The organism is Providencia sp. PROV073 (assembly GCF_033688125.1).
Taxonomy (GTDB): domain Bacteria; phylum Pseudomonadota; class Gammaproteobacteria; order Enterobacterales; family Enterobacteriaceae; genus Providencia; species Providencia hangzhouensis.
In genome coordinates this window covers 2,209,165-2,230,728 of sequence record NZ_CP096353.1, presented here as the reverse complement: position 1 = coordinate 2,230,728, position 21,564 = coordinate 2,209,165, and the positions used below count along the sequence as shown (strand labels likewise).

Here is a 21,564-nt window from a genome sequence, read left to right as displayed (position 1 = left end):
TTAAACTGCACAAATAACTAAGTTTTAATCATGAAAATCATCTATCTTTGTTCATGAATTAAACCATTCTTTATTCATTTAGCTCCCCCTTCAGAACCCTATGAAGGGGGCTTTTTTTTTCTACAACTTATGTATTATTCCGTTTATAAATATCTTGGCAATGCTGAATATATTCATCAACTGTTGTATCGTCAGTTTGCTTATCCCAACTTTTCTGTTCTTCAAAAGCCCACACTTCAAACGTTTGCCCAAAGTTAGCGCCAGACATACCAACTTGCTTATAAATCCGATGGTAAAAACCTTGCTCAGAACGGTAGATCTCAAATTTAAACGGAACTAACCTAGCGGGATTTGTCGTTGTCAAAAAATCATTACCAAACAATAACGTTTTCTCCAGAATATCCATTCTATCCCCTTGTTTAATTTATAAAATACGCATGGTATACAACTTCTCTTCTAAGCATAGCGCATTTAACGCCATACCGTAATTTTACCTATAAAAATAGATGATTTATATATTGCCCATCGATAGGCCTGATGAATGAGAGGAGAGATATTGATGAAATAATAAGCTTCACTATTAAAATGAAGCTTATTATCAATAGATTATGATTTATTGTCGTACAACTGTTTTGCCATATCAATGCTGTCTGCGTTCACATCTTTTATATGGTCACGTGTTAACCGATAAACAACAGGGCTTAAAAGTAACAAGGCAATCAAATTAGGGATCGCCATCATGGCATTTAGTGTATCCGCCAACAACCAAACAAAATCAAGTGATTGTGTTGCGCCGATAGGTAAAGCAATCAGCCATAAAACTCTGTACGGCTTTATTGCTCGCAACCCAAATAAATATTGCACACATTTTTCGCCATAAAAGCTCCAACCCAGAATAGTGGTAAATGCAAACACGGCTAATGCGATAGCAACAATATAATTTCCACCGGGAATTGCCGTTTGGAATGATGATGCGGTTAATGTCGCGCCTGTTTCACTGGTCAGCCAACCACCAGTAATAATGATAGTTAACCCTGTGACAGAGCACACAATGATAGTGTCAATAAATGTCCCTAACATCGCAATGAGTCCTTGGCGAATAGGGTTTTGTGTTTTTGCAGCGGCATGAGCGATAGGCGCACTCCCCAAACCTGCTTCATTGGAAAATACGCCTCGTGCAACCCCAAAGCGTATTGCAGCCCATACAGCAGCCCCCGCAAACCCACCTTGAGCAGCAACAGGGTTAAAAGCCGAGGTAACAACCAGAGAAAGTGCCGCAGGGATCTCAGTAAAATAAATACCAAGCACAATGACCCCCGCGCCAAAATAGGCAACAGTCATAAATGGGACAAGTTTTCCTGCAACATCAGAAATACGTCGCAGCCCACCAATCAATACCGCACCAACTAATAAAACTAAAGCCCCTGCGGTCAACCATTTATGCACGCCAAAGTTACTTTCTAGCACATCTGCCACTGAGTTCGCTTGTACCGTATTGCCGATACCAAAACTGGCACATGCACCGAAAAAGGCAAACAGTGTTCCCAGCCAAATCCATTTAGGGCCTAATCCATTTTTAATGTAGTACATTGGGCCACCAATATATTGGCCATATTTATCGACTTCACGAAAACGAACAGCTAACACCGCCTCAGAATATTTTGTTGCCATTCCTACCAATGCCGTCATCCACATCCAGAATAACGCTCCCGGCCCTCCCATGACCACTGCGGTTGCAACTCCGGCAATATTCCCTGTACCAATCGTTGCCGATAACGCTGTCATTAATGCATTAAAAGGCGATATTTGTCCCTCACCCCGTGATTCATTCTTTTGAAACAATAACTTAAAACCTGTCCCAATTTTTCTTATCGGTAAAAATGCAAGCCGGATTTGCATATAAATACCAACGCCTAAGATCCCAACCAGCATTGGTACTCCCCAAACCACTCCATTTAGTTCACTTAACCACGTAGTTATCAAATCCATCCTACCCCCAATTAATTCATATTAATTAACAAAACAATCGAATTCATAACAATTCCTTATCAATCTAATAAAGATTAAAAGTAAAATAAAAGCGAACAAATTTTCAGTAATTCATCATTTAAAATAAAAGATTGTGAGTAAGCTCACTTGTGATTTATCGATTACAGTTATTAATACAATTTATTGCGAGTCAGAATTAGAATTGAGTTTGTTAGCTATGAATGGGTATTTTGAGGGAGCATATTTATCATATTGTATAGATAAAAAATGCCCAGTAATTAAATTATTACTGGGCAGATACTAAAATCGTTGTCTATTTAAAGCTAACTTTAGACTATTATTTAGGCTATTTTAAATATTCACCTGAGCGCAATGCTTCAATACGTTTGTCTAATGGTGGGTGTGATAAAAATAATTCACTGAATGCTTTACCACGACCATTGATGCAAAACGCCATCAAACGGCCTTCTTCTTGTGGCTCATAGCTCGTTTTCAACCGTTGCAATGCAGCTATCATCTTTTCACGGCCAACTAATTTTGCAGAACCTGCGTCCGCATGGAACTCACGATAACGAGAGAACCACATAGTAATGATGCTTGCCAAAATACCGAAGACGATTTCAAGTACCATGGAAACAGCAAAATAAACCATTGGGTTACCATTACTACTTTCACTTTCGTTATCACTGTTGGACATAAAGCCTGCCGCAACCTGTGCGATAATACGTGAAATAAAGATGACGAACGTGTTCACCACACCTTGTAATAAGGTCATCGTCACCATGTCACCATTCGCGATATGGCTAATTTCATGAGCGATAACAGCTTCCGCCTCATCACGGCTCATATTCTCTAATAGCCCAGTACTTACTGCAACAAGCGAAGCATCACGGCGAGCCCCTGTTGCAAACGCGTTAATATCTGGAGCATGATAAATAGCCACTTGTGGCATCTGAATTCCAACTTGTTTTGCTTGGCGCTCAACAGTTGATACTAACCACTGTTCTGTTTGGTTACGTGGAGTTTCAATAACCTCACCACCCACTGATTTTAAAGCCATCCATTTGGACATCAATAGTGAAATGAAAGCACCACCAAAACCAAATAGGCCAGCCATGATCATGAGGCCTTGGACACTACTACCTCTGATCCCAGTTAAGCTTAGGATTATCCCAAACACAAACATAACCGCTAAGTTTGTGAGTAAGAATAAAGCAATTCTCATCATTTTTTATGTATTCCTTGGTAAAAACAAATATACGTAGAATTTACTTTATAAATAAGGTTTTTTCACACTTTTTCAAGTGCATTAACGCGAAAACCCTAAAAAATAACATAACTTTACATAGCTGCGTTCAAAACTCATCATTATGCTCTAAATAAATGATAACTTCTTTAGTAAGAATTTAACCATTTGTTTTTAAAGGCTCATTTTGTAACCATTTAAATTCAAAGCTATTTGTAATTGAAACGATAAAGCTAGTTAGCCAATCACCAAAAACAATTTAGTGTATTTATCTATATTATCACTCACATTGTTTGCCAAATGAATGAATATTTACTTTTACTTCCACTCTATTAAAAAATAATGCCACATTAAGTGGCACTATTCTGTTCTATCGCTGTCTGTTGTTTAGTTCTCGCGCTAATTAGTTTTCTCTTTAGTCGATTTTGTTGATTTCTCTTTTATTGTCTTAGCTGATTCTTTATCTTTGGCTTTAGATGCTTTTTCTTTTACCGCTTTTGCCGATTCTTTGTCTGCCGCTTTGCTAGCTTTTTCTTTCACCGCTTTTGCTGGCTCTTTATCTGCCGCTTTGCTAGCTTTCTCTTTCACCGCTTTTGCTGGCTCTTTATCTGTCGCTTTGCTAGCTTTTTCTTTCACCGCTTTTGCTGATTCTTTATCTGTCGTTTTGCTAGCTTTTTCTTTCACCGCTTTTGCTGATTCTTTATCTGTCGTTTTAGCGGCTTTTTCTTTTACTGTCTTAGCTGTATCTGATGCTTTATCACTAGCTTTGCTTGCTTTATCACTCGTGCTCTTTATTGAGTCAGAAACCGATGGTTTACTTGATTGCTTAGCAACACCTGCACCAATCGAAGTACCAGCCGCTTTCGCTTTGCTGTTAATATCATTTTTTAATTCTATGGTACACACTTGCTCTGAGCGACTTGTTGAACCATCATTACAAATAAATTTACCATCTTCACAGCGATCTATTCCCCCTTTACTTCCAGAACATGGGTAATTTCTTGCATTCGCTGTATTTATAGATGCAATCATCATTACACTAACTGCCATTAATCCTACAAATAATTTACGCATGGTATTGTCTCGTTGTTAAGGAAAGCTATACCAAAAGTTTAGGATAAATTAAGTAAAGGTAAAGAAACCTATAATTAATCATCAATTTCAGTCAGTCATTTGGGGAAATAAAATAAATAAAGAATAAAACTTCACTAATTTAATAGTCGCTGACTAAAAACACCAAAATTAATAATAAATTAACATTTGATTTTCTATTTTCTAAGCGGATTAAGATAGCGTTAAAGAAACTCAAAAAATTAAGCCAGCTTTCGCTGGCTTAATTCTGTTAAACACTAAGAGAATATTATTTATTATTTGATAATAGCTTAGTATGTTGATTAGCTAAGTCGATCGCCATTTTCACCGTTTCATCGAGGTATGGGTCTGGCCCTTCGTAATCTTTAGGCAAATCATCAATTGATTTCAATAGTGGTTTACCTTCCCGAGTATTACGTTCATTTATACGTTTCAATTTTGTCGCTTCAAGTTCTGAATCTTCTTTTTGGCGCTCTGCATAGTTGAGCGAAATAAGATTCTTACTCTCTTTGTTTACTTTATAGCGAGCAATATCTTCATCAATATAGTTGAATTCAGGGTCTTTGCTAATACGTGCCAAATGCTGAGTTTTTATTGGTGATAAATCAGAAGACACATTACCAACAGGTGTATATTTTGCCGGTGGAATACTATCCCATGGTAATGCATTGTCCTCAAAGCTTTCTCCAGTTTCAGCTGGGTCTTGGCCTGTAGGCATTATCACATCAGGGGTTACACCTTCACGTTGTGTGCTACCACCATTAACTCGGTAAAACTTCTGAATGGTATATTGGACAGAACCTAATGAAGGCCATTCTGGTTTTAGCATTTGATCGTAAACACGGCTCAAACTACGGTGCTGCTGAACAGTTCCTTTACCAAAGGTCGGTTCCCCAACAATCATCGCTCTGCCATAATCTTGCATTGCTGCAGCAAAAATCTCAGATGCGGATGCACTAAAGCGGTCGACTAAAACAACAAGAGGCCCCTTATAATAAATAACATCGTCATCATCAATATCTTGGCGAACTTGACCGTTGTTATCACGAACTTGAACAATTGGCCCTTTCGGAATAAACAAACCTGATAAAGAGACCGCTTCGGTTAATGCTCCACCACCATTACCGCGTAAATCAATAACCAATGCGGAAACATTATCTTTAGCCAAGTTTTGCAATTGAGTTTTAACATCATTGGTTAAACCAACATAAAAACCAGGAATATCTAAAACAGCAACTTTATCTTTACCTTGCTGTTTAATCGTCAGTTTGACCGCTCGGTCTTCCAGTCGGATCTGCTCCCGAACTATGGTGACAATATGAGGTTTCGCCCCTTTAGTATCAGAAACGACTTCTAACCGAACTTTACTTCCTTTCGGGCCTTTAATTAAAGCAACCACATCATCAAGGCGCCAGCCAACCACATCAACAATAGGTTTACCCGTTTGGCCAACACCGATAATTTTATCGCCGACTTTTAGCTCTTTACTTTTAGCAGCTGGCCCCCCAGCAACTAATGAGTTAATAACCGTATTTTCGTCATCTTGCTGTAATACCGCACCAATTCCTTCTAATGATAAGCTCATTTCTGAATTAAATTGTTCAGTATTACGAGGCGACAGATAACTTGTGTGTGGATCGATTTCACGAGCGAAAGAGTTAACTATCAATTGAAAAACGTCTTCACTTTGCGCTTGCGTTAAACGCCGCAACGCAAAATTATAGCGTTTTGTCAGTTTCTCTTTGATTTCTTTATCATCTTTACCTGATAGTTTTAAATTCAACCAATCATAACGCACTTTTTGGTCCCATAGACGATCAAGCTCTTGCTTATCTTTAGGCCATGGTGATTTTGAACGGTCAACTTCAATAGAATCAGTCGCATTTAAATCGATGGGTTGCTCTAAACGAGCCAATGCATATTTAAAGCGCTCGAAACGTCTTTCCTGAGACAGGTTATACAGGTCATAGAACGTATCTAATTTGCCATCCTCAAGCCACTGACCCACTTTGCCTTTATCTTTGGCGTATTGGTCAATATCGGATTGAAGTAAAACATTATGACCGAAATCTAACATATTGAGATAACGATCAAATATCTTCCCAGAAAACGCATTGTCTAAATCGAATTGGCGATAATGTGAGCGAGTAAACCGAGAGGTGACCCTTTCACTCACAGTACCGTGCTGTGCACTCTGTTTTAAGACAGGTAACTGAGCCGCAGTGACCGGAGCCACTGCTTGAGTATTAGCTATTGCACTGCCAAAAGTCGCTAGACTTACCACCAATGCAATTTTAAGAAGTTTGTTCATGACCTGATTGACCTCCGTATCAGAACTTTAAATGTTCCGCGCGTACAATCATTGCCAGCCCTGTTGGCAATTGAACCCTAACACCATCTTTCGCAATTTCCAGCACAGAGGCGTCCATCACACTGGTACCGACTTTCACTTTCAAAGTTTGACCAATTTGAAGGGTATTGATATCAGTGACTGATTTCAGATTTTGCTCTGGCGCAGGTGTATTACGACGAGGGGCTTTAGCAGATGTATTTTGCGAGCGTTCTTTATTATCTGACGGACGGCGACGAGGCGTTTTTTCTTTAGCTGCATCTTGATTACGAGGGGTTTTCTCACTCGCTTTTTTCGCTGCTGGACGTTTTTGTGCTTTTTGTTCAGCACGTTGTGCTTGAACTCGAGCTTTAGCCTCGGCTAATTGTTGGCGCGCATGAGCAATATGTTCTGCATCTAATTCACCACAATCTTCACCATTTAAGTCAACGCGTTTAGCGCCCTCTTTAACACCGTAGAGATAACGCCAGCTAGAAGTATACATGCGTAACGCAGAACGCAATTGCGTTTTGCTAATACCATCTTCTTCTTTTAAGCATCCTACGATATCTTGAAAAATTCCGACTTTTAACGGACGTGCTTCGCCTTCAGCGATAAAACAGCGAGGAAAACGCTCTGCTAGAAATGCGATAACTTCTTTACTACTATTCAACTTAGGTTGATTTTCCATGAAATTTCCTGATAACAACGATTTTGCCAACCTCACGGGCATGAACAAGCCGACATTATAATCGTGTTGCTGACAATTGCCACGTTACTATTAATTTAACTGACCATTATTTAGTGATATTTAGGCATAGAACACATTGCCAGATGTTGGCACAACTGGTTTACAAGGTGTTGTAGCCCTTTTTCGTCTTCTTGGTCGAATTGGCTAATATTTGGGCTATCAATATCTAAAACCCCGATAATTTGCCCACTAACTACCAAAGGGAACACAATTTCAGCGTTACTTGCTGCATCACAGGCAATATGACCTGGGAAGGCATGAACATCTTCTATACGCTGAACTTGGTTATTACTAAAAGCTGTACCACAAACGCCTTTACCAAAAGGAATTCGAACACACGCAACTTTACCTTGGAAAGGACCCAGAACTAATTCTTGCCCATTACTGAGATAAAAACCAGCCCAGTTAACCCCTTCTAAATATTCATATAATAATGCACTGGTATTTGCTAAAGTTGCAATTAAATCATACTCACCTGCAAGTAATGCAGAGAGATTGTCCGAAAGTTCAAGATAATACTTCTTTTTATCCATAATTATTTCTTGTAATAATCAAGCAATTAATCGAATGTTTGTAAGCGTAGCCCTAAGGTTACCAATTTGTCACTTTGAGGTAAATTTTTTTACACTAGATTACATCTAGGTAACCACCTAAAATGAGTCAATATGAACTACATTAACCACACTGATTTGCTTTTTCAACGTTGTAATCATTGCAATCAGAAGCTACTAACCCCTCGAGCCAACGTACGACAAGTCGTTGTTTGTCCTCGCTGTTCTAGTCAACTTAATGATGGACGTTCTTGGTCACTCAACCGTTTATCAATACTGGCTATCACATTACTGATGCTTGCTCCCATTGCTTTTTGGCAACCCCTTATTTCTATTCATTTATTAGGAAGCCAAATTAATGCAAATGTCATTGAAGGTATACGCTTAATTAATCAACAAGGGGATCCATTTACTGCCAGTATAGTGGCTTTTTGTGCTATTGCAGCCCCCTTATTATTACCAATTTTAATTTTATTGTTATCTATTGGTCAGCATATCAATTTGAATCTCCGGCCTATTCTTTTAGTGTTAAGCCACATCAAAGAATGGGTTATGTTAGATGTTTACCTAATAGCATTGGGTATTGCCGCCATTAAAATGCAAGATTACGCAAGTGTATTCATTGGGCATGGCTTAGTGGCTTTTATTACTATGTCTATTCTCAGTTTATTAATTCTCATCCACATAAACCTAGATGAGTTATGGCAAAAATTTTATCCCATCAATAATAAAAAAGTACAAGATAACTCGCTAACTTGCACGGCTTGCCATTACACTGGGCCCGCAAATTGGAATGGGAAATGCAAACGATGTCATCGCCCTATTCATTATCGGGAACCTTATAGCTTACAAAAAACTTGGGCCGCACTAATTGCTGCCATGGTGTTATTGTTTCCTGCTAATTTAATGCCAATCTCTATTTTTTATCTCAATGGACAGCGCTTAGAAGACACCATTTATTCTGGGGTTGTCTCTTTAATTGATTCAGGTAACTGGCCAATCGCAGTTATTGTATTCATCGCCAGTATACTGGTTCCATTTATTAAGATTATTATTATGATATTGCTACTGTTTTCTATCCATTTAAAAAGCAATACTGACCCTATTTTACGTATGAAATTACTTAGGTTTGTTTCGTGGATTGGTCGTTGGTCAATGCTAGATTTATTTGTCATCGCCTTGATGATGACACTCGTTAACCGTGATCAACTCATGTCTTTTACTATGGGGCCAGCCGCACTGTATTTTGGTTCAGCCGTTATTTTAACAATTTTGGCTGTTGAGTGGTTAGATAGCCGTTTAATTTGGGATTCTTATGGAAAATCAAAACCTACAAAATGAACCCTCTGAAGAAATATCAGAAGCCATATTACGCAAACGCAGGCAAATTTCGCCTTTCTGGCTATTGCCTTTAGTCGCTATTTTCATTGCAGGCTGGCTTTTGTTTCAACATTGGGCTGAACGAGGAACGGATATCACTATTGAGTTTACATCCGCACCTGGAGTCGTCGCCAATAGAACGCCTATCCGGTATCAAGGGGTTGAAGTAGGTTTAGTACAATCCGTTGCTATCAGTAAAAATATGAAAACCATCATTGTCACTGCTAGTGTGAATAAAGATATGCGGCCAGCCTTAAATTCAGGGACTAAATTTTGGTTAGTGACCCCCAAAGCATCGTTAGCGGGTGTTTCTGGTCTTGATGCTTTAGTTGGTGGAAATTACATTGGTATGTTACCAAGCACAGGCACAGAACAGTTCTCTTTTGTTGCACAAGACACACCACCGCAGCTAGACATTGATAAAGGTGAATTGCTTATTCACCTGACTGCTCCAGATTTAGGCTCACTGAATGAAAACTCGCCTATTTATTACCGGAAAGTCCCTGTTGGTTATATTTCAGACTACACCATTTTGCCTGATAACCAAGGGGTTTCCATTTCTGCCGTTGTCAAAAAACCTTATGTTCACTTGGTCCGTAAAGAGAGCCAGTTTTGGAATGTGTCAGGGCTACAAGGCAGCTTTGACCTTAAATCTGGCGCTAGCGTAAAAATGGAAAGCCTTTCTGCTGTTATAAATGGCGCCATTGCTTTTGATTCACCACAAGACAGCCCACAAGCAGAAGAAGGGCAAAAATTTGTCCTACAAGACAGTAAAAAAATAGCCCAAACCGCAGAACAAGATGGTAAAGACCCCCTGTTGCTAACACTTTGGGCACATGACACTTATGGCGTCGATAAAGGTCAACCTATTGTTTATAAAGGCATTCAAATTGGCGAGGTGTTACAGCGTCACTTAGCAACTGAGAAAGTAAATTTTAATATCCTGATATATGATGAGTTCCAACATCTTGTTCGAGAAGACAGCAAGTTTGTTGCCAATAGCCGAGTGGATATCCAATTAGGTCTTAATGGATTACAATTCCAAGGAGCTACTCCCCAAGAGTGGTTAGATGGTGGTATTCATCTGATAGCAGGACAAAGCCAAGAAAAACTCCCAGAAACTTTTCCTTTATATCGTAGTGATGATAATGCAAAAGCGGGTATTTTAGGGGCTTTACCACCCACAACTATCACTCTCAATACCACAACATTACCAGACATTCAGGCAGGCTCTGTTGTTCTTTATCGCCAATTTGCAGTCGGTAAAATAATTGCCATTAAACCGACCAAGGCTGGGTTTGCGATCAATGTAAATATCTCAAATGAATATCTTCATTTACTCACTGAAAACAGTGTATTTTGGGCTGAAGGCGGTGCAAAAGTTCAACTTAATGGTAATGGTTTAACCGTTCAAGCGGCACCGCTGAGCCGAGCTATTAGCGGTGCTATTAGCTTTGATAACCTGGATGGAGGTGTTGCCAATACCGCTCGCCAACACACACTTTATCCAAATGAAACCTCAGCTAAAGCGATAGGAAGCATCATTACATTAACAACATTTGATGCATCAAAACTCTCAGAAGGTATGCCTATCCGTTATTTGGGCATCAATATTGGCCAAATTGAATCATTAAAATTGTCATCTGATAAACGTGAAGTACAAGCAAAAGCCATTCTATACCCTGAATATGTCAGTGCTTTTACCCGGTTAGGAAGCCGTTTCGCAGTTGTAACACCTGAATTATCCCCTGCGGGTTTAAATAATTTAGATAGCATATTACAACCCTATATTAGTGCTGAGCCAGGACGTAATAATAAAAGCCGTTATCAATTTGAATTACAAGCTGCAAATATTACAGACTCGCGTTATCTAGACGGTTTAACTATTTACCTTGATGCGAGTGATGTCGGCTCCGTTCAAGTTGGCACGCCTATTTTATTCAGAGGCCTAGAAGTCGGTGTTGTTACAGGTCTATATTTGGGAGAGCTTTCCGATCGCGTATATGTTGCCACACGCATTGGCAAGGAATACCAATATCTCATTCGCAATAATACAGAATTTTGGCAATCTTCCGGTTTTAATTTCTCATTTGGTTTAACTGGTGGTGTCGCCAAGAGTGGGACTTTCAAACAATTTGTACGCGGTGGCATTTCCTTCGCAACCCCGCCGTCAGTGCCTTTAGCCCCAGAAGCCAAGCCTGAACAGCATTTCATCCTGAAGTTGGAACCCCCTAAAGATTACATGGACTGGGGAACTTCTATTCCTAAAAAATAACCACTATTAGGGTGCATATTAACCACATATAGCACCCTAACCCTTCATACGTCATAAAAATTATTTTGGAAATTAATTCCATTTATACTATGCTTAATTTCATTGGGCTGTTTATACATAGTTAAAATCAATGAATGAGGTGCAGTTATGTGTATTGTAAAATTGAAAATATCTTCCTATGAAATTAATGATGCAGTTATGGCTTCCCATAAAAGCGACACAGTGAGTATTCCATGTGATTCTGATACCGATTTTTGCATGCAGCTTGATGGCTGGGACGAGCATACAAGTATTCCTGCAACTTTAGATGAAAAACCAGTCCTGCTCTATCGTGATCGTTATGATAAAGAAAATCACCATTGGGTGATGAAACTTGCTTAAGAATTTTGTTAGTACACTTAGGCTATTGACTAAGCATATAAGTAGGTAGGAACTGAGAAGCTGATATGAAATGAGAGCTAACAAAATAATAGGCAAAAAAAGAGGCCTGGTAGATTCCGATTACCGGGCCTTGGGAAATGGCTCTGGCAGAGCCGTGCGCTAAAATTGCCATTGAGACGTAACAAAGTACACTATAATATTAGCTTTCAATGCACGTTCTTACCATGTTTATTATCAATATTTTCACATATTATTAACACAATTTATTTCTTGATTTTATAATATTGAACTATTTGTTTAATAGGTTAAACCTATTCACCTAATCATTCAAACCTTTCAATCAATCAACTAATTGAATAACAATGATAATTTATTAATTCACCACTTCCTTTATGCTCTAATGGTTTTACTTTGCTATCAGCTTAGTTGCTAACACACAACTTTTCAGCGGCTTCTTTTATAGGTAATATTCTTTCCACAACTGTCTTGGTGCTATCGATAGGCTTAAGCAGCACATCAATAGGCTGTGCTTTAATTTCTTTTTTATTCATCAATTCAGTTGCAATATCATTTAATGGATATTGCATTAATGTCGCAGGGTTAATAACGACCAAAGCCCCATTATGACGGCACTCTAACATGACCTCCTCACGAGTAAATGGCCAATCATCTCCAAATTGTTTCTTACTCACGGATGTTAACGGTGCAGAAAAAGCAGTACTTACGGTACCAGCCAATAACAGTGTGCAAATAATGAGTTTAAATTTCATGGTAGTGCCTTATCAAACATTAAAGATATCTTCGCGTTATTATCAATTAAATATAAAAGTTTAGCTAGATTGGCTGGTAGCTTGCAAAAATCGCCACCGAAAGGATAGCCATAGTCCCTAACAGTAACTCAACCCAACTGTTAATAATTAGGGTGTTGACCCGCCCTTTTTGTTTAATAATCGGTACGATGTAATAGCGATTGATAATAGCCAATAGAAGCATTCCCCCCACTAAAATGATCTTAAACCAAAGTAGTGATTGGTATTCTGACCCTGAATAGTTTAATGGCCAGCCAGGTAAGAGCGTTATTGCGCTAATGACCCCAGTAATAATAACCAGTGCAACAGCGATATGACCATAACGCGAAAAACGCATCATGGTATTCACAATGTGTTTATCCATCCCTTCGACCATTTCTTTTTTATTGCGTAAAAATTGAATGCAAATTAAAAATGGCCACAAACCGCCAAACCAATAGGCTGAACTAATAAGATGAATGAATTGATTGATGCGGTGGAGGGTTCCGAGTAAGCCATCATGCATAGCCGCGTGCCCAATAAAAGCATGCAAACCAAGTAGGATCACTGAAAAAACCAATATGAGTTTCAATCGCAATTGGATTGGTTTTACAAATAAAACCAATAACAATAATACAGATGACAAAAGTTCCCAACGCCATACTTGACCGAATGACGTCCCTAAAACCCCTTGCCATATATCCAAATCGATACTATCTTGCCAACCATCTCCCATCAGGCCTGCTTGTGCAAGCATCCAACCAAAAGTTGTTAACACGGTAACGATGGCGCAGAAGAAAATACCTTTATTCAAATAGCGGCTGAGCAAATAATTAAATGGCTCACGACTAAGTACCACTGCAAATATTGACATTCCACACATCAATATTGCAGCGATAAAATGAATAAAGCGAATAAGGGTATAAAAAGCTTCTAGTGACATATTATTTCACTGTAAAGCTATACGTTCCTTTTGTTTTGTGTCCATCGACAGAAACGACGCTCCAATTAACGTCATATTTCCCAGCAACGAGCTTGTCTTCCACAGGGACAATCACTTTTGTATCGTTACTTGGGTCTAACGTTGCTTTACCGGTTTTCACTATTTTATTTTCAGGACCGATAATACTGACCTTAGTGAAATTAACTTCAATGCCTTCAGAAAAGCTTAATGAGATAGACTCAGGGGCTTGTTCTACTGCCGTACCTTCAGCAGGAAGTTGGTCTTTTAAGTGCGCATGTGCAAATGCTTGTTGGAAAGACATGCCTAAAAATAGAACGGCGACAGCGCTAAGTTTGCGCCATGAAGATTTAATAGGGTTAATTGGCATAGTAACCTCTTAATTTGCAGGTGAATTTAGAATAATTACCAATCATTATACGGAAAACAAACCATTTTACTGCTTAAAAATAGGTTTTATCGGCCTATCCTGTGAGTTTTCACACAAAATGAAAAGAAAAAGACTTATGAACATTGAATTGCAGGATTCATGCCCATAAGCCTAGAGAGGTCTTTATGTTTTACATGGAGATAAAACGATATTTCTATCTACTCACTGGCGTGTAGATTAAACATGTGTTGCCGCTGACATGTTTTTCAAATCTTTATCTAACAAGAATAGTGCCTTACCAGACTCACCCACCATATCCAGTTTATCCAGTACTGATTTAAATAATTTCTCTTCTTCGTGTTGCTCTGCAACATACCATTGTAAGAAATTAAATGTAGAATAATCTTGTGTTGTCATTGCTAAATGAGCCAATTTATTAATTTCACGAGTAATTAATTGCTCATGCTCATAAGTTTGATGAAATACATCGCTAATTGATTTGAAATCAACTGGTGGCGCTGCAATTTGCCCTAACAGGGGTAATGCCCCAGTGTCACTAAGGTAATCAAATAAACGCTGCATATGTTCCATTTCTTCTTGTGAGTGTGCTTTTAAGAACGCTGCAGCACCTTCATAGCCTTTGTCACTACACCAAGCGCTCATTTGCAAATAAAGATTTGCAGAATAAAATTCAAGGTTTAATTGTTCGTTTAATTTTTTGACCATATCTGTAGTTAACATATTTATGCCTTATCGATTAATTATTCATGAGTATATTATGCACAGTATTAAAACAATTAAAACCCTAAAACAATCTTAAAACAAAAAAATCCAATTTACTGATAATTAATAACTTTTGTTAAAAACAATAATAATCAATCTCATTATCTTTCCCTACTTTTTCCCTTAATTACTAATATATAAATAGAGAAATTTAACTATTGTTTTTCATTATTCCAATTAAGGTATTGAGATTTTTTCTCATTATCCAGTTACAATAATGGCGTATGAATTTAACAGTAGAGATCAAATATGAGCCATAATCTTGCTTTATTGCCTAAAGATGAAATGGATAAGGTCAATGTCGACCTTTTAGCTTCCGGTGTTGCATTTAAAGAACGCTATAACATTGCCATCATTGCTGAAGCTGTTGAGCGAGAACAACCCGAGCACTTAAGGGAGTATTTCAGGGAGCGATTAGTCTACTACCGACAACTGTCGCAAAACTTTGCACGTATGCCTTATGAACCACGAAATCGCTAGTCTCACGAAGACACAAAAGAAATGATACAAAAAAGGGATAACCTTAATGGTTACCCCTTGATTCTGAAGATTAAAAAATTTATTTCGCCGTATTATATGTCACTGTATTATTTTGGCAGTCTATCGCGACTGAATAATGTAAATCAGATTTTGCACCACGAACAACTAACGGTACCCTGTAGCCTGTTTCGGTTTTAGTGACTTCACTATCATTGACCCATGCAACCGCTTTCTTGCCTAAAGCCGCTTTTTCATCTGTCCAGCGAGGTAAACGATTATGCATAAAATCGCTTTTCACTTGTGCTGCAATTTGTGGCTCAGTTAACGTACCACAACTGACGAAAGGCGCTGCTTTACCTTCTTCATTATTTTCGCTTAACGCAAAAGAGCTAAAAACCAGCGCACAAGTACCTAAAACTACAGCAATTTTTTGATTCGCTTCCATACCATCCTCCGATACCTATTACTAGGTAAAGATTTTTGATTAGTTTAGCGGCATATTTCAGCCTATCAGATACCAGTTATCTTCTGGTTATTATCTAGTCTTCATTGATAAATAGAATGACTTAACTAATATTAATCTATCAGGTTTATGCATGGATGTTAATAGTATGTTTACAGATTATTAATTTTCATCATCAAAACGAACATGGATTTGCTCTTTACCTTGGTGCTTTTCCCTAATTTCTTGAGCAACTAATGCAATTGCCTCACCACTACTCATACCTTCCGCCATCAATTGATGAATTTTTTCAACTGCTTCTTGCTGTTCTTGGTGATTAAGTGCTGGCATACCAGAAAACATGGTTTAAACCTCATGAATAAAAGACTAAAATCAATAGTTAACATTTTAACATCTCTTCGATTATTAAGATAAGAATATATGTTAATCTGTATTGATTCACTTGCGGAAATTTAGACTCATCATTATGGTTATCAAAAAAATCCAATTACCTTATAGCCCAAACACTGCCATTGATTATTTTACTCCACTGGCACACCAGCCATGGGCGATGTTACTGCATTCAGGTAATGCAAAACACTCACATAATCGCTTTGATATTATCGTTGCTGACCCTATTGCCACACTGACGACTTATCAGCTTGAAACAACTATCTCAGAGCAAAATCAGGCCCCTATCGTTTCTGAATCAGATCCTTTTGAACTTCTTCAAGGGTTGCTTGATAAATACCAACCGAAATACCAGGAAGAGACCGAATGTCCCTTCATCGGCGGTGCCCTCGGCCTTTGGAGTTATGATTTAGGCCGGCGCATTGAAAAATTACCTGAAATTTCAACCACAGAACTACAATTTCCAGACATGGCGGTTGGCATCTACTTGTGGGCACTTATCGTTGATCACCATAATAAAACAACTACATTAATTAGTTATGATGATGTTGATGCTCGGTTAGCTTGGCTACATAGTCAAAAAAAGGGCCGTAAAAACAAATTCCAATTAACCTCGGCATGGCAATCTAATATGTCTGAAGAGACATATCATCATAATATTGCGCGCATCCATGAATATTTACGTAATGGTGATTGTTATCAAATTAATTTAGCACAAAGATTTAAAGCTAAGTATAAAGGAGATGAATGGAATGCGTTTTTAGCGCTACTTGAGCGCAATGGAGCTCCCTTCTCTTCTTTTATACGTCTCCCCGAAAATGCGGTTATCAGTATTTCACCGGAACGTTTTATCTTTCTGCAAGATGGGGATATTCAAACCCGCCCAATAAAAGGAACGCTTCCGCGCCTAGATAATGAACAAGATGATCTTGCACAAGCTGAAAAACTGGCTAATTCAGTCAAAGACCGCGCAGAAAACTTGATGATTGTTGACTTGCTACGCAATGATATTGGTCGCGTTGCCAAACCGGGCACGGTCAGTGTTCCTGAATTATTTGCTGTTGAAGCTTTCCCGGCAGTGCATCATCTGGTCAGTACCGTCACGGCAAAGTTAGATAGCCAATACCGTGCAACTGATTTATTACGAGCGTGTTTTCCTGGGGGTTCAATAACCGGCGCACCAAAAGTGCGTGCAATGGAGATAATTGAAGAATTAGAACCCCATCGCCGACATGGCTATTGTGGAGCAATCGGCTATATTAGTTTCAATGGTAATATGGACAGCAATATTACTATTCGTACTTTACTGACATATAAAAAGCAGGTTTATTGTTGGGCTGGCGGTGGTATCGTTGCAGATAGCCAAGCAGACAAAGAGTACCAAGAAACCTTTGATAAATTAAGCCTGATTTTACCTTTATTAGGAGCGCTCAATAACGATGACTGAACTGAATAACTTTATCAATCGTTTTCAGTTTACTTTGCCGGCTATCCGCCAGTCTGGACCTAAGGCGGGTAAATCGGCAGCCGTTCTTTTGCCCATTATCAATAAACCCAATCCGACATTACTTCTCACACAACGCTCTCCTTTTTTACGCTCCCATGCAGGTCAGGTCGCATTTCCAGGAGGGGCAAGTGACCCGGAGGATGGTACGCTTGTGAATACCGCGCTGCGTGAAGCATATGAAGAAGTGGCCATCCCTCCTGAAAAAGTCACGGTACTGGGTCAGTTAAGCCCCTTGCAAAGTTATGGTGGCTATGAAGTTACGCCAATCGTTGGTTTGGTACCAAATAACATTCAATACCAAGCCAACCCTAGTGAAGTCGCTGCTATCTTTGAAGTTCCCTTATTTGATGCCCTTTCATTACAACGCCATAAATATGTCGATATTAACCGTTCAGGGCGGCATAACCGCATCTTTTTTTATTGGTATAAGGGGCATTTAGTTTGGGGGTTAACCGCTTCAATTATTCACCAACTTGCTTTGCAATTGGATTAACGTTTAACACAACTTTTCACCATACAATGTTACTATTGCAGTAAAATCTATTTAAGATGACAAAATATCACGTCATATATGACAAAATATACCTCTACTACCTGTCGCTTTTTTAGCCACATCACAGACATTTTGTGCTATTTACAATCAATTACCCTTCAGCAACTACCTTATTTCAAAAAATACTTTAAACTTACTGGTTAACACTACTAAATAACAGTAAAGTAGCGCCTTTTAAAATAATGCACTACATTTTCATCTTTTTTTTAAGGAGTCCTGCGTGATAAGCGTTTTCGACATGTTTAAAGTGGGCATAGGCCCTTCAAGCTCTCATACCGTTGGTCCAATGAAAGCTGGGAAAGAATTTGTCGATGATTTAGTAAGCAAAAATTTATTACCTAACGTCACTCGTATTTCTGTGGATGTTTATGGGTCATTATCGCTTACTGGAAAAGGGCACCATACTGATATCGCCATTATTATGGGGCTAGCAGGTAACTTACCTGCCACTGTCGACATTGAATCCATCCCAACTTTTATCAAAAATGTAGAAGAAACAGAAAAGTTATCATTAGCGAATGGTCTTCAGGTCGTTGACTTCCCTAATGAAGGTGGCATGAATTTTCGTCAAGACAACCTGCCATTGCATGAAAATGGCATGACAATTCATGCTTTTGCAGGTAATGAAGAAATTTACACCAAAACTTATTATTCCATTGGTGGTGGTTTCATTGTCGATGCAGAGCATTTTGGCGAATCTACTCTTGATAGCAAACCGGTCTCTTATCCGTTTAACTCTGCGGAAGAGCTACTACTAAATTGTAAAAAATCAGGCCTTTCGATTTCTAGCTTAATGATGAAAAATGAGTTAGATCTTCATTCTAAAGAAGAGATCGAAGCCTATTTCGCTGATGTATGGCAGACAATGCAAGCCTGTATTGAGCGTGGTTTAAGCACCGAAGGTGTATTGCCGGGCCCATTGCGTGTTCCTCGCCGTGCACCGGCACTAAACCGAATGGTCACTTCATCAAGTAAGCTATCTAATGACCCTATGAATGTGGTTGACCTGATCAATATGTATGCCTTAGCAGTGAATGAGGAAAATGCAGCAGGCGGCCGTGTTGTAACAGCACCGACTAACGGTGCGTGTGGTATCGTACCTGCCGTTTTAGCGTATTATAATCATTGCATAGAACCGGTAACGCCAGAGCTGTATATGCGTTATTTCTTAGCTTCAGGCGCCATTGGTATTTTATACAAAATGAATGCTTCCATTTCAGGAGCTGAAGTTGGCTGCCAAGGGGAGGTCGGTGTGGCATGCTCTATGGCTGCAGCTGGTCTGGCCGAATTATTTGGCGGTAGCCCTGAGCAAGTTTGTATCGCTGCTGAAATCGGCATGGAACACAATTTAGGTCTAACTTGTGACCCGGTTGCTGGTCAAGTGCAAGTTCCTTGTATTGAGCGTAATGCAATCGCATCTGTTAAAGCGGTGAATGCCACACGTATGGCCCTACGCAGAACAAGTGAGCCACGGGTTTCACTTGATAAAGTCATTGAAACTATGTACGAAACCGGGAAAGACATGAATGCGAAATATCGTGAGACATCCCGAGGCGGGCTAGCCATCAAAGTACAATGTGACTAATTTTATTCTCAATTAATTTAAGCCTTAAGCACCCTTTCCTATACTGTTATGTCTTTGAACAGTATTTTGAGGGTGCTTTTTTAATCTGCATTAAAAAGTTTTCTTTATTTTTTAGTCACCTTTCTCTTCCTAAACGCTCCAATTCACCTAATCAATTACCCATAATTTTTTCATTGAATTAACTCAGTTTTCTTATACTCAACACATCACATCAAAACGAAATTCATACTATTTTGTGCTAAAGATTGTTTTGAGCTGAACAAGAGATAACTAATTTCCACTAAAAATTGATTACTTTTCACTCTAAAAATCAATATGGCACTATTTTATTTACTTTTTTTGTTACCGATAACACAAAAAGGAACCAGAAAAAACAAAATAATCAGATTATTAATTTTATTTAATTAAAATTAATAGCAGAAAAATGCAATTCGATATCAATTTTTAGGTGTATTCTTATTTTTCTGACGCGAAACAAGTTTTTAGGATAATGCAAGATGATATGCTAATAATGTAATTGATACTAACAGTGCCATAAATGAGTTTATGGCTATTATAAAACGTTTGTAATTATTCAGCTAAAATTATCATACAGGGGAAACTGATAAAAAGGAGTCTAACTTAAGTGTCCATTTTATCGACAGATAATGTTTTGTTTTATCTATCTATGAGGGAAAAATAGTGAGTATAGCTATTATGATTGGTACACACGGAGTCGCTGCAGAGCAGCTTCTTCGAACAACCGAAATGTTAATAGGCGAACAAGATAATGTGTCGTTTATTGATTTTATCCCTGGGGAAAACGCAGATACCCTATTTGATAAGTACACCCAAAAGCTAACTGATTTAGATACATCAAAGGGTGTCTTATTCCTTGTTGATACATGGGGAGGCAGTCCATTTAACGCGGCTAGTCGCATTGTTAATGAACATGATAATTATGACATTATCACGGGTGTAAATGTTCCAATGTTAGTTGAAACATTCATGTGCCGTGACGATAACCCATCAATGAATGAACTTATCACTGTCGCCCTAGAAACGGGTCGTGGTGGTGTTCGTTCATTTAAATTCAAAGAAGTTGAAGCTGAACCTGCTCCTGTAGTCTCGAGTACTCCTGCCCCTGCACCAGTGAAAGCCGGCCCCGGTGAACATATGGTGATCGCACTTGCTCGTATTGATGACAGATTAATTCACGGGCAAGTCGCAACACGCTGGACGAAAGAAACCCAAGTTAAGCGCATTATTGTGGTCAGTGATGACGTAGCAAAAGACCAAGTTCGCTCTACATTGTTAAAACAAGTCGCACCACCAGGTGTCACTGCACATGTTGTCGATGTTGCTAAATGTATTCGCGTTTACAATAACCCGAAATACTCTGGTGAGCGCGTTATGTTGCTTTTCACTAATCCAACTGATGTTAAGCGTATCGTCGAAGAAGGTGTTGACGTCAAGTCCGTTAATATTGGTGGAATGGCATACCATGATGGCAAAACAATGGTCACAAATGCCGTTTCTATCAACCAAGAAGACATTGATGCATTTAATTATTTGAACGACAAAAAGATTGAACTTGAAGTTAGGAAAGTCTCATCAGATAGCAAAGTTTATATGATGGACTTGATTAATAAGCTCAAAAAATAATTTTTATAGCCATTTTTTATATTAATTTTAATCCATTACTCAAAAC

21 protein-coding genes are annotated in these 21,564 nt (G+C 38.7%); 8 read left to right on the top strand and 13 right to left on the bottom strand.

Annotated features, from left to right (window positions below):
* Positions 1 to 127: 127 nt before the first annotated feature.
* The 7 genes from M1F17_RS10095 to M1F17_RS10065 form a co-directional block, all read right to left on the bottom strand.
* The gene (locus M1F17_RS10095) at positions 128 to 406 is read right to left on the bottom strand and encodes a hypothetical protein (RefSeq protein ID WP_004253921.1); all 279 of its coding nucleotides are present in this window, start codon (positions 404 to 406) and stop codon (positions 128 to 130) included.
* Between the two features lie 200 nt (positions 407 to 606).
* Entirely contained in the window at positions 607 to 1,989 is a 1,383-nt protein-coding gene (locus M1F17_RS10090) for an alanine/glycine:cation symporter family protein (protein WP_094960510.1), read from the bottom strand.
* A 346-nt stretch (positions 1,990 to 2,335) separates the two neighbouring features.
* On the bottom strand, positions 2,336 to 3,217 hold the full coding sequence (htpX, locus tag M1F17_RS10085; RefSeq protein WP_004253918.1) for a protease HtpX: 882 nt from the start codon (positions 3,215 to 3,217) through the stop codon (positions 2,336 to 2,338).
* 417 nt (positions 3,218 to 3,634) lie between these two features.
* Complete coding sequence (locus M1F17_RS10080; protein ID WP_318837426.1) at positions 3,635 to 4,309, bottom strand: cell envelope biogenesis protein TolA; 675 nt, start codon at positions 4,307 to 4,309, stop codon at positions 3,635 to 3,637.
* 286 nt (positions 4,310 to 4,595) lie between these two features.
* Entirely contained in the window at positions 4,596 to 6,638 is a 2,043-nt protein-coding gene (gene prc / locus M1F17_RS10075) for a carboxy terminal-processing peptidase (protein WP_004253916.1), read from the bottom strand.
* 19 nt (positions 6,639 to 6,657) lie between these two features.
* The gene (proQ, locus tag M1F17_RS10070) at positions 6,658 to 7,347 is read right to left on the bottom strand and encodes an RNA chaperone ProQ (protein ID WP_036957687.1); all 690 of its coding nucleotides are present in this window, start codon (positions 7,345 to 7,347) and stop codon (positions 6,658 to 6,660) included.
* A gap of 110 nt (positions 7,348 to 7,457) precedes the next feature.
* Complete coding sequence (locus tag M1F17_RS10065) at positions 7,458 to 7,940, bottom strand: GAF domain-containing protein (protein WP_004253911.1); 483 nt, start codon at positions 7,938 to 7,940, stop codon at positions 7,458 to 7,460.
* 132 nt (positions 7,941 to 8,072) lie between these two features.
* Here M1F17_RS10065 and yebS point away from each other — a divergent pair, with 132 nt between their 5' ends.
* From yebS to M1F17_RS10050, 3 genes are all read left to right on the top strand, one after another.
* Complete coding sequence (yebS, locus tag M1F17_RS10060) at positions 8,073 to 9,299, top strand: membrane integrity lipid transport subunit YebS (RefSeq protein WP_272670057.1); 1,227 nt, start codon at positions 8,073 to 8,075, stop codon at positions 9,297 to 9,299.
* A complete protein-coding gene (locus tag M1F17_RS10055) occupies positions 9,274 to 11,613 on the top strand; it encodes a PqiB family protein (RefSeq protein WP_318837425.1) in 2,340 nt (779 codons plus the stop codon). The genes yebS and M1F17_RS10055 overlap by 26 nt, the downstream gene beginning before the upstream one ends.
* A gap of 147 nt (positions 11,614 to 11,760) precedes the next feature.
* A complete protein-coding gene (locus M1F17_RS10050) occupies positions 11,761 to 11,994 on the top strand; it encodes a DUF1480 family protein (protein WP_004253902.1) in 234 nt (77 codons plus the stop codon).
* A gap of 422 nt (positions 11,995 to 12,416) precedes the next feature.
* On the opposite strand, the gene M1F17_RS10045 is transcribed toward M1F17_RS10050, so the two are convergent.
* From M1F17_RS10045 to ftnA, 4 genes are all read right to left on the bottom strand, one after another.
* The gene (locus M1F17_RS10045; RefSeq protein WP_004253900.1) at positions 12,417 to 12,764 is read right to left on the bottom strand and encodes a YebY family protein; all 348 of its coding nucleotides are present in this window, start codon (positions 12,762 to 12,764) and stop codon (positions 12,417 to 12,419) included.
* Positions 12,765 to 12,828: 64 nt separating this feature from the next.
* Entirely contained in the window at positions 12,829 to 13,725 is an 897-nt protein-coding gene (gene copD / locus M1F17_RS10040) for a copper homeostasis membrane protein CopD (RefSeq protein ID WP_094960505.1), read from the bottom strand.
* A gap of 1 nt (position 13,726) precedes the next feature.
* A complete protein-coding gene (copC, locus tag M1F17_RS10035; RefSeq protein WP_144141403.1) occupies positions 13,727 to 14,113 on the bottom strand; it encodes a copper homeostasis periplasmic binding protein CopC in 387 nt (128 codons plus the stop codon).
* A 237-nt stretch (positions 14,114 to 14,350) separates the two neighbouring features.
* Complete coding sequence (ftnA, locus tag M1F17_RS10030; protein WP_004253892.1) at positions 14,351 to 14,854, bottom strand: non-heme ferritin; 504 nt, start codon at positions 14,852 to 14,854, stop codon at positions 14,351 to 14,353.
* Between the two features lie 291 nt (positions 14,855 to 15,145).
* Between ftnA and M1F17_RS10025 the strand changes: the two genes are divergently transcribed.
* The gene (locus M1F17_RS10025; protein ID WP_004253885.1) at positions 15,146 to 15,376 is read left to right on the top strand and encodes a DNA polymerase III subunit theta; all 231 of its coding nucleotides are present in this window, start codon (positions 15,146 to 15,148) and stop codon (positions 15,374 to 15,376) included.
* Positions 15,377 to 15,455: 79 nt separating this feature from the next.
* Here the strand turns inward: M1F17_RS10025 and yebF are convergent, their stop codons facing one another.
* Positions 15,456 to 15,821: a protein YebF gene (yebF, locus tag M1F17_RS10020; protein ID WP_318837424.1), complete on the bottom strand. Its 366-nt coding sequence runs from the start codon at positions 15,819 to 15,821 to the stop codon at positions 15,456 to 15,458.
* A gap of 180 nt (positions 15,822 to 16,001) precedes the next feature.
* A complete protein-coding gene (locus tag M1F17_RS10015; protein ID WP_004253877.1) occupies positions 16,002 to 16,181 on the bottom strand; it encodes a YoaH family protein in 180 nt (59 codons plus the stop codon).
* Between the two features lie 124 nt (positions 16,182 to 16,305).
* Between M1F17_RS10015 and pabB the strand changes: the two genes are divergently transcribed.
* The 4 genes from pabB (at position 16,306) to manX (ending at position 21,518) form a co-directional block, all read left to right on the top strand.
* Positions 16,306 to 17,676, top strand: a complete 1,371-nt coding sequence (gene pabB / locus M1F17_RS10010; RefSeq protein ID WP_262960331.1) for an aminodeoxychorismate synthase component 1 — start codon at positions 16,306 to 16,308, stop codon at positions 17,674 to 17,676.
* Entirely contained in the window at positions 17,669 to 18,229 is a 561-nt protein-coding gene (locus tag M1F17_RS10005) for a CoA pyrophosphatase (RefSeq protein WP_318837423.1), read from the top strand. Before pabB ends, M1F17_RS10005 begins: the two co-directional genes overlap by 8 nt.
* A 280-nt stretch (positions 18,230 to 18,509) precedes the next feature.
* Complete coding sequence (locus tag M1F17_RS10000) at positions 18,510 to 19,874, top strand: L-serine ammonia-lyase (protein WP_036957685.1); 1,365 nt, start codon at positions 18,510 to 18,512, stop codon at positions 19,872 to 19,874.
* 681 nt (positions 19,875 to 20,555) lie between these two features.
* On the top strand, positions 20,556 to 21,518 hold the full coding sequence (gene manX, locus M1F17_RS09995; RefSeq protein ID WP_318837422.1) for a PTS mannose transporter subunit IIAB: 963 nt from the start codon (positions 20,556 to 20,558) through the stop codon (positions 21,516 to 21,518).
* Positions 21,519 to 21,564 lie beyond the last annotated feature (46 nt).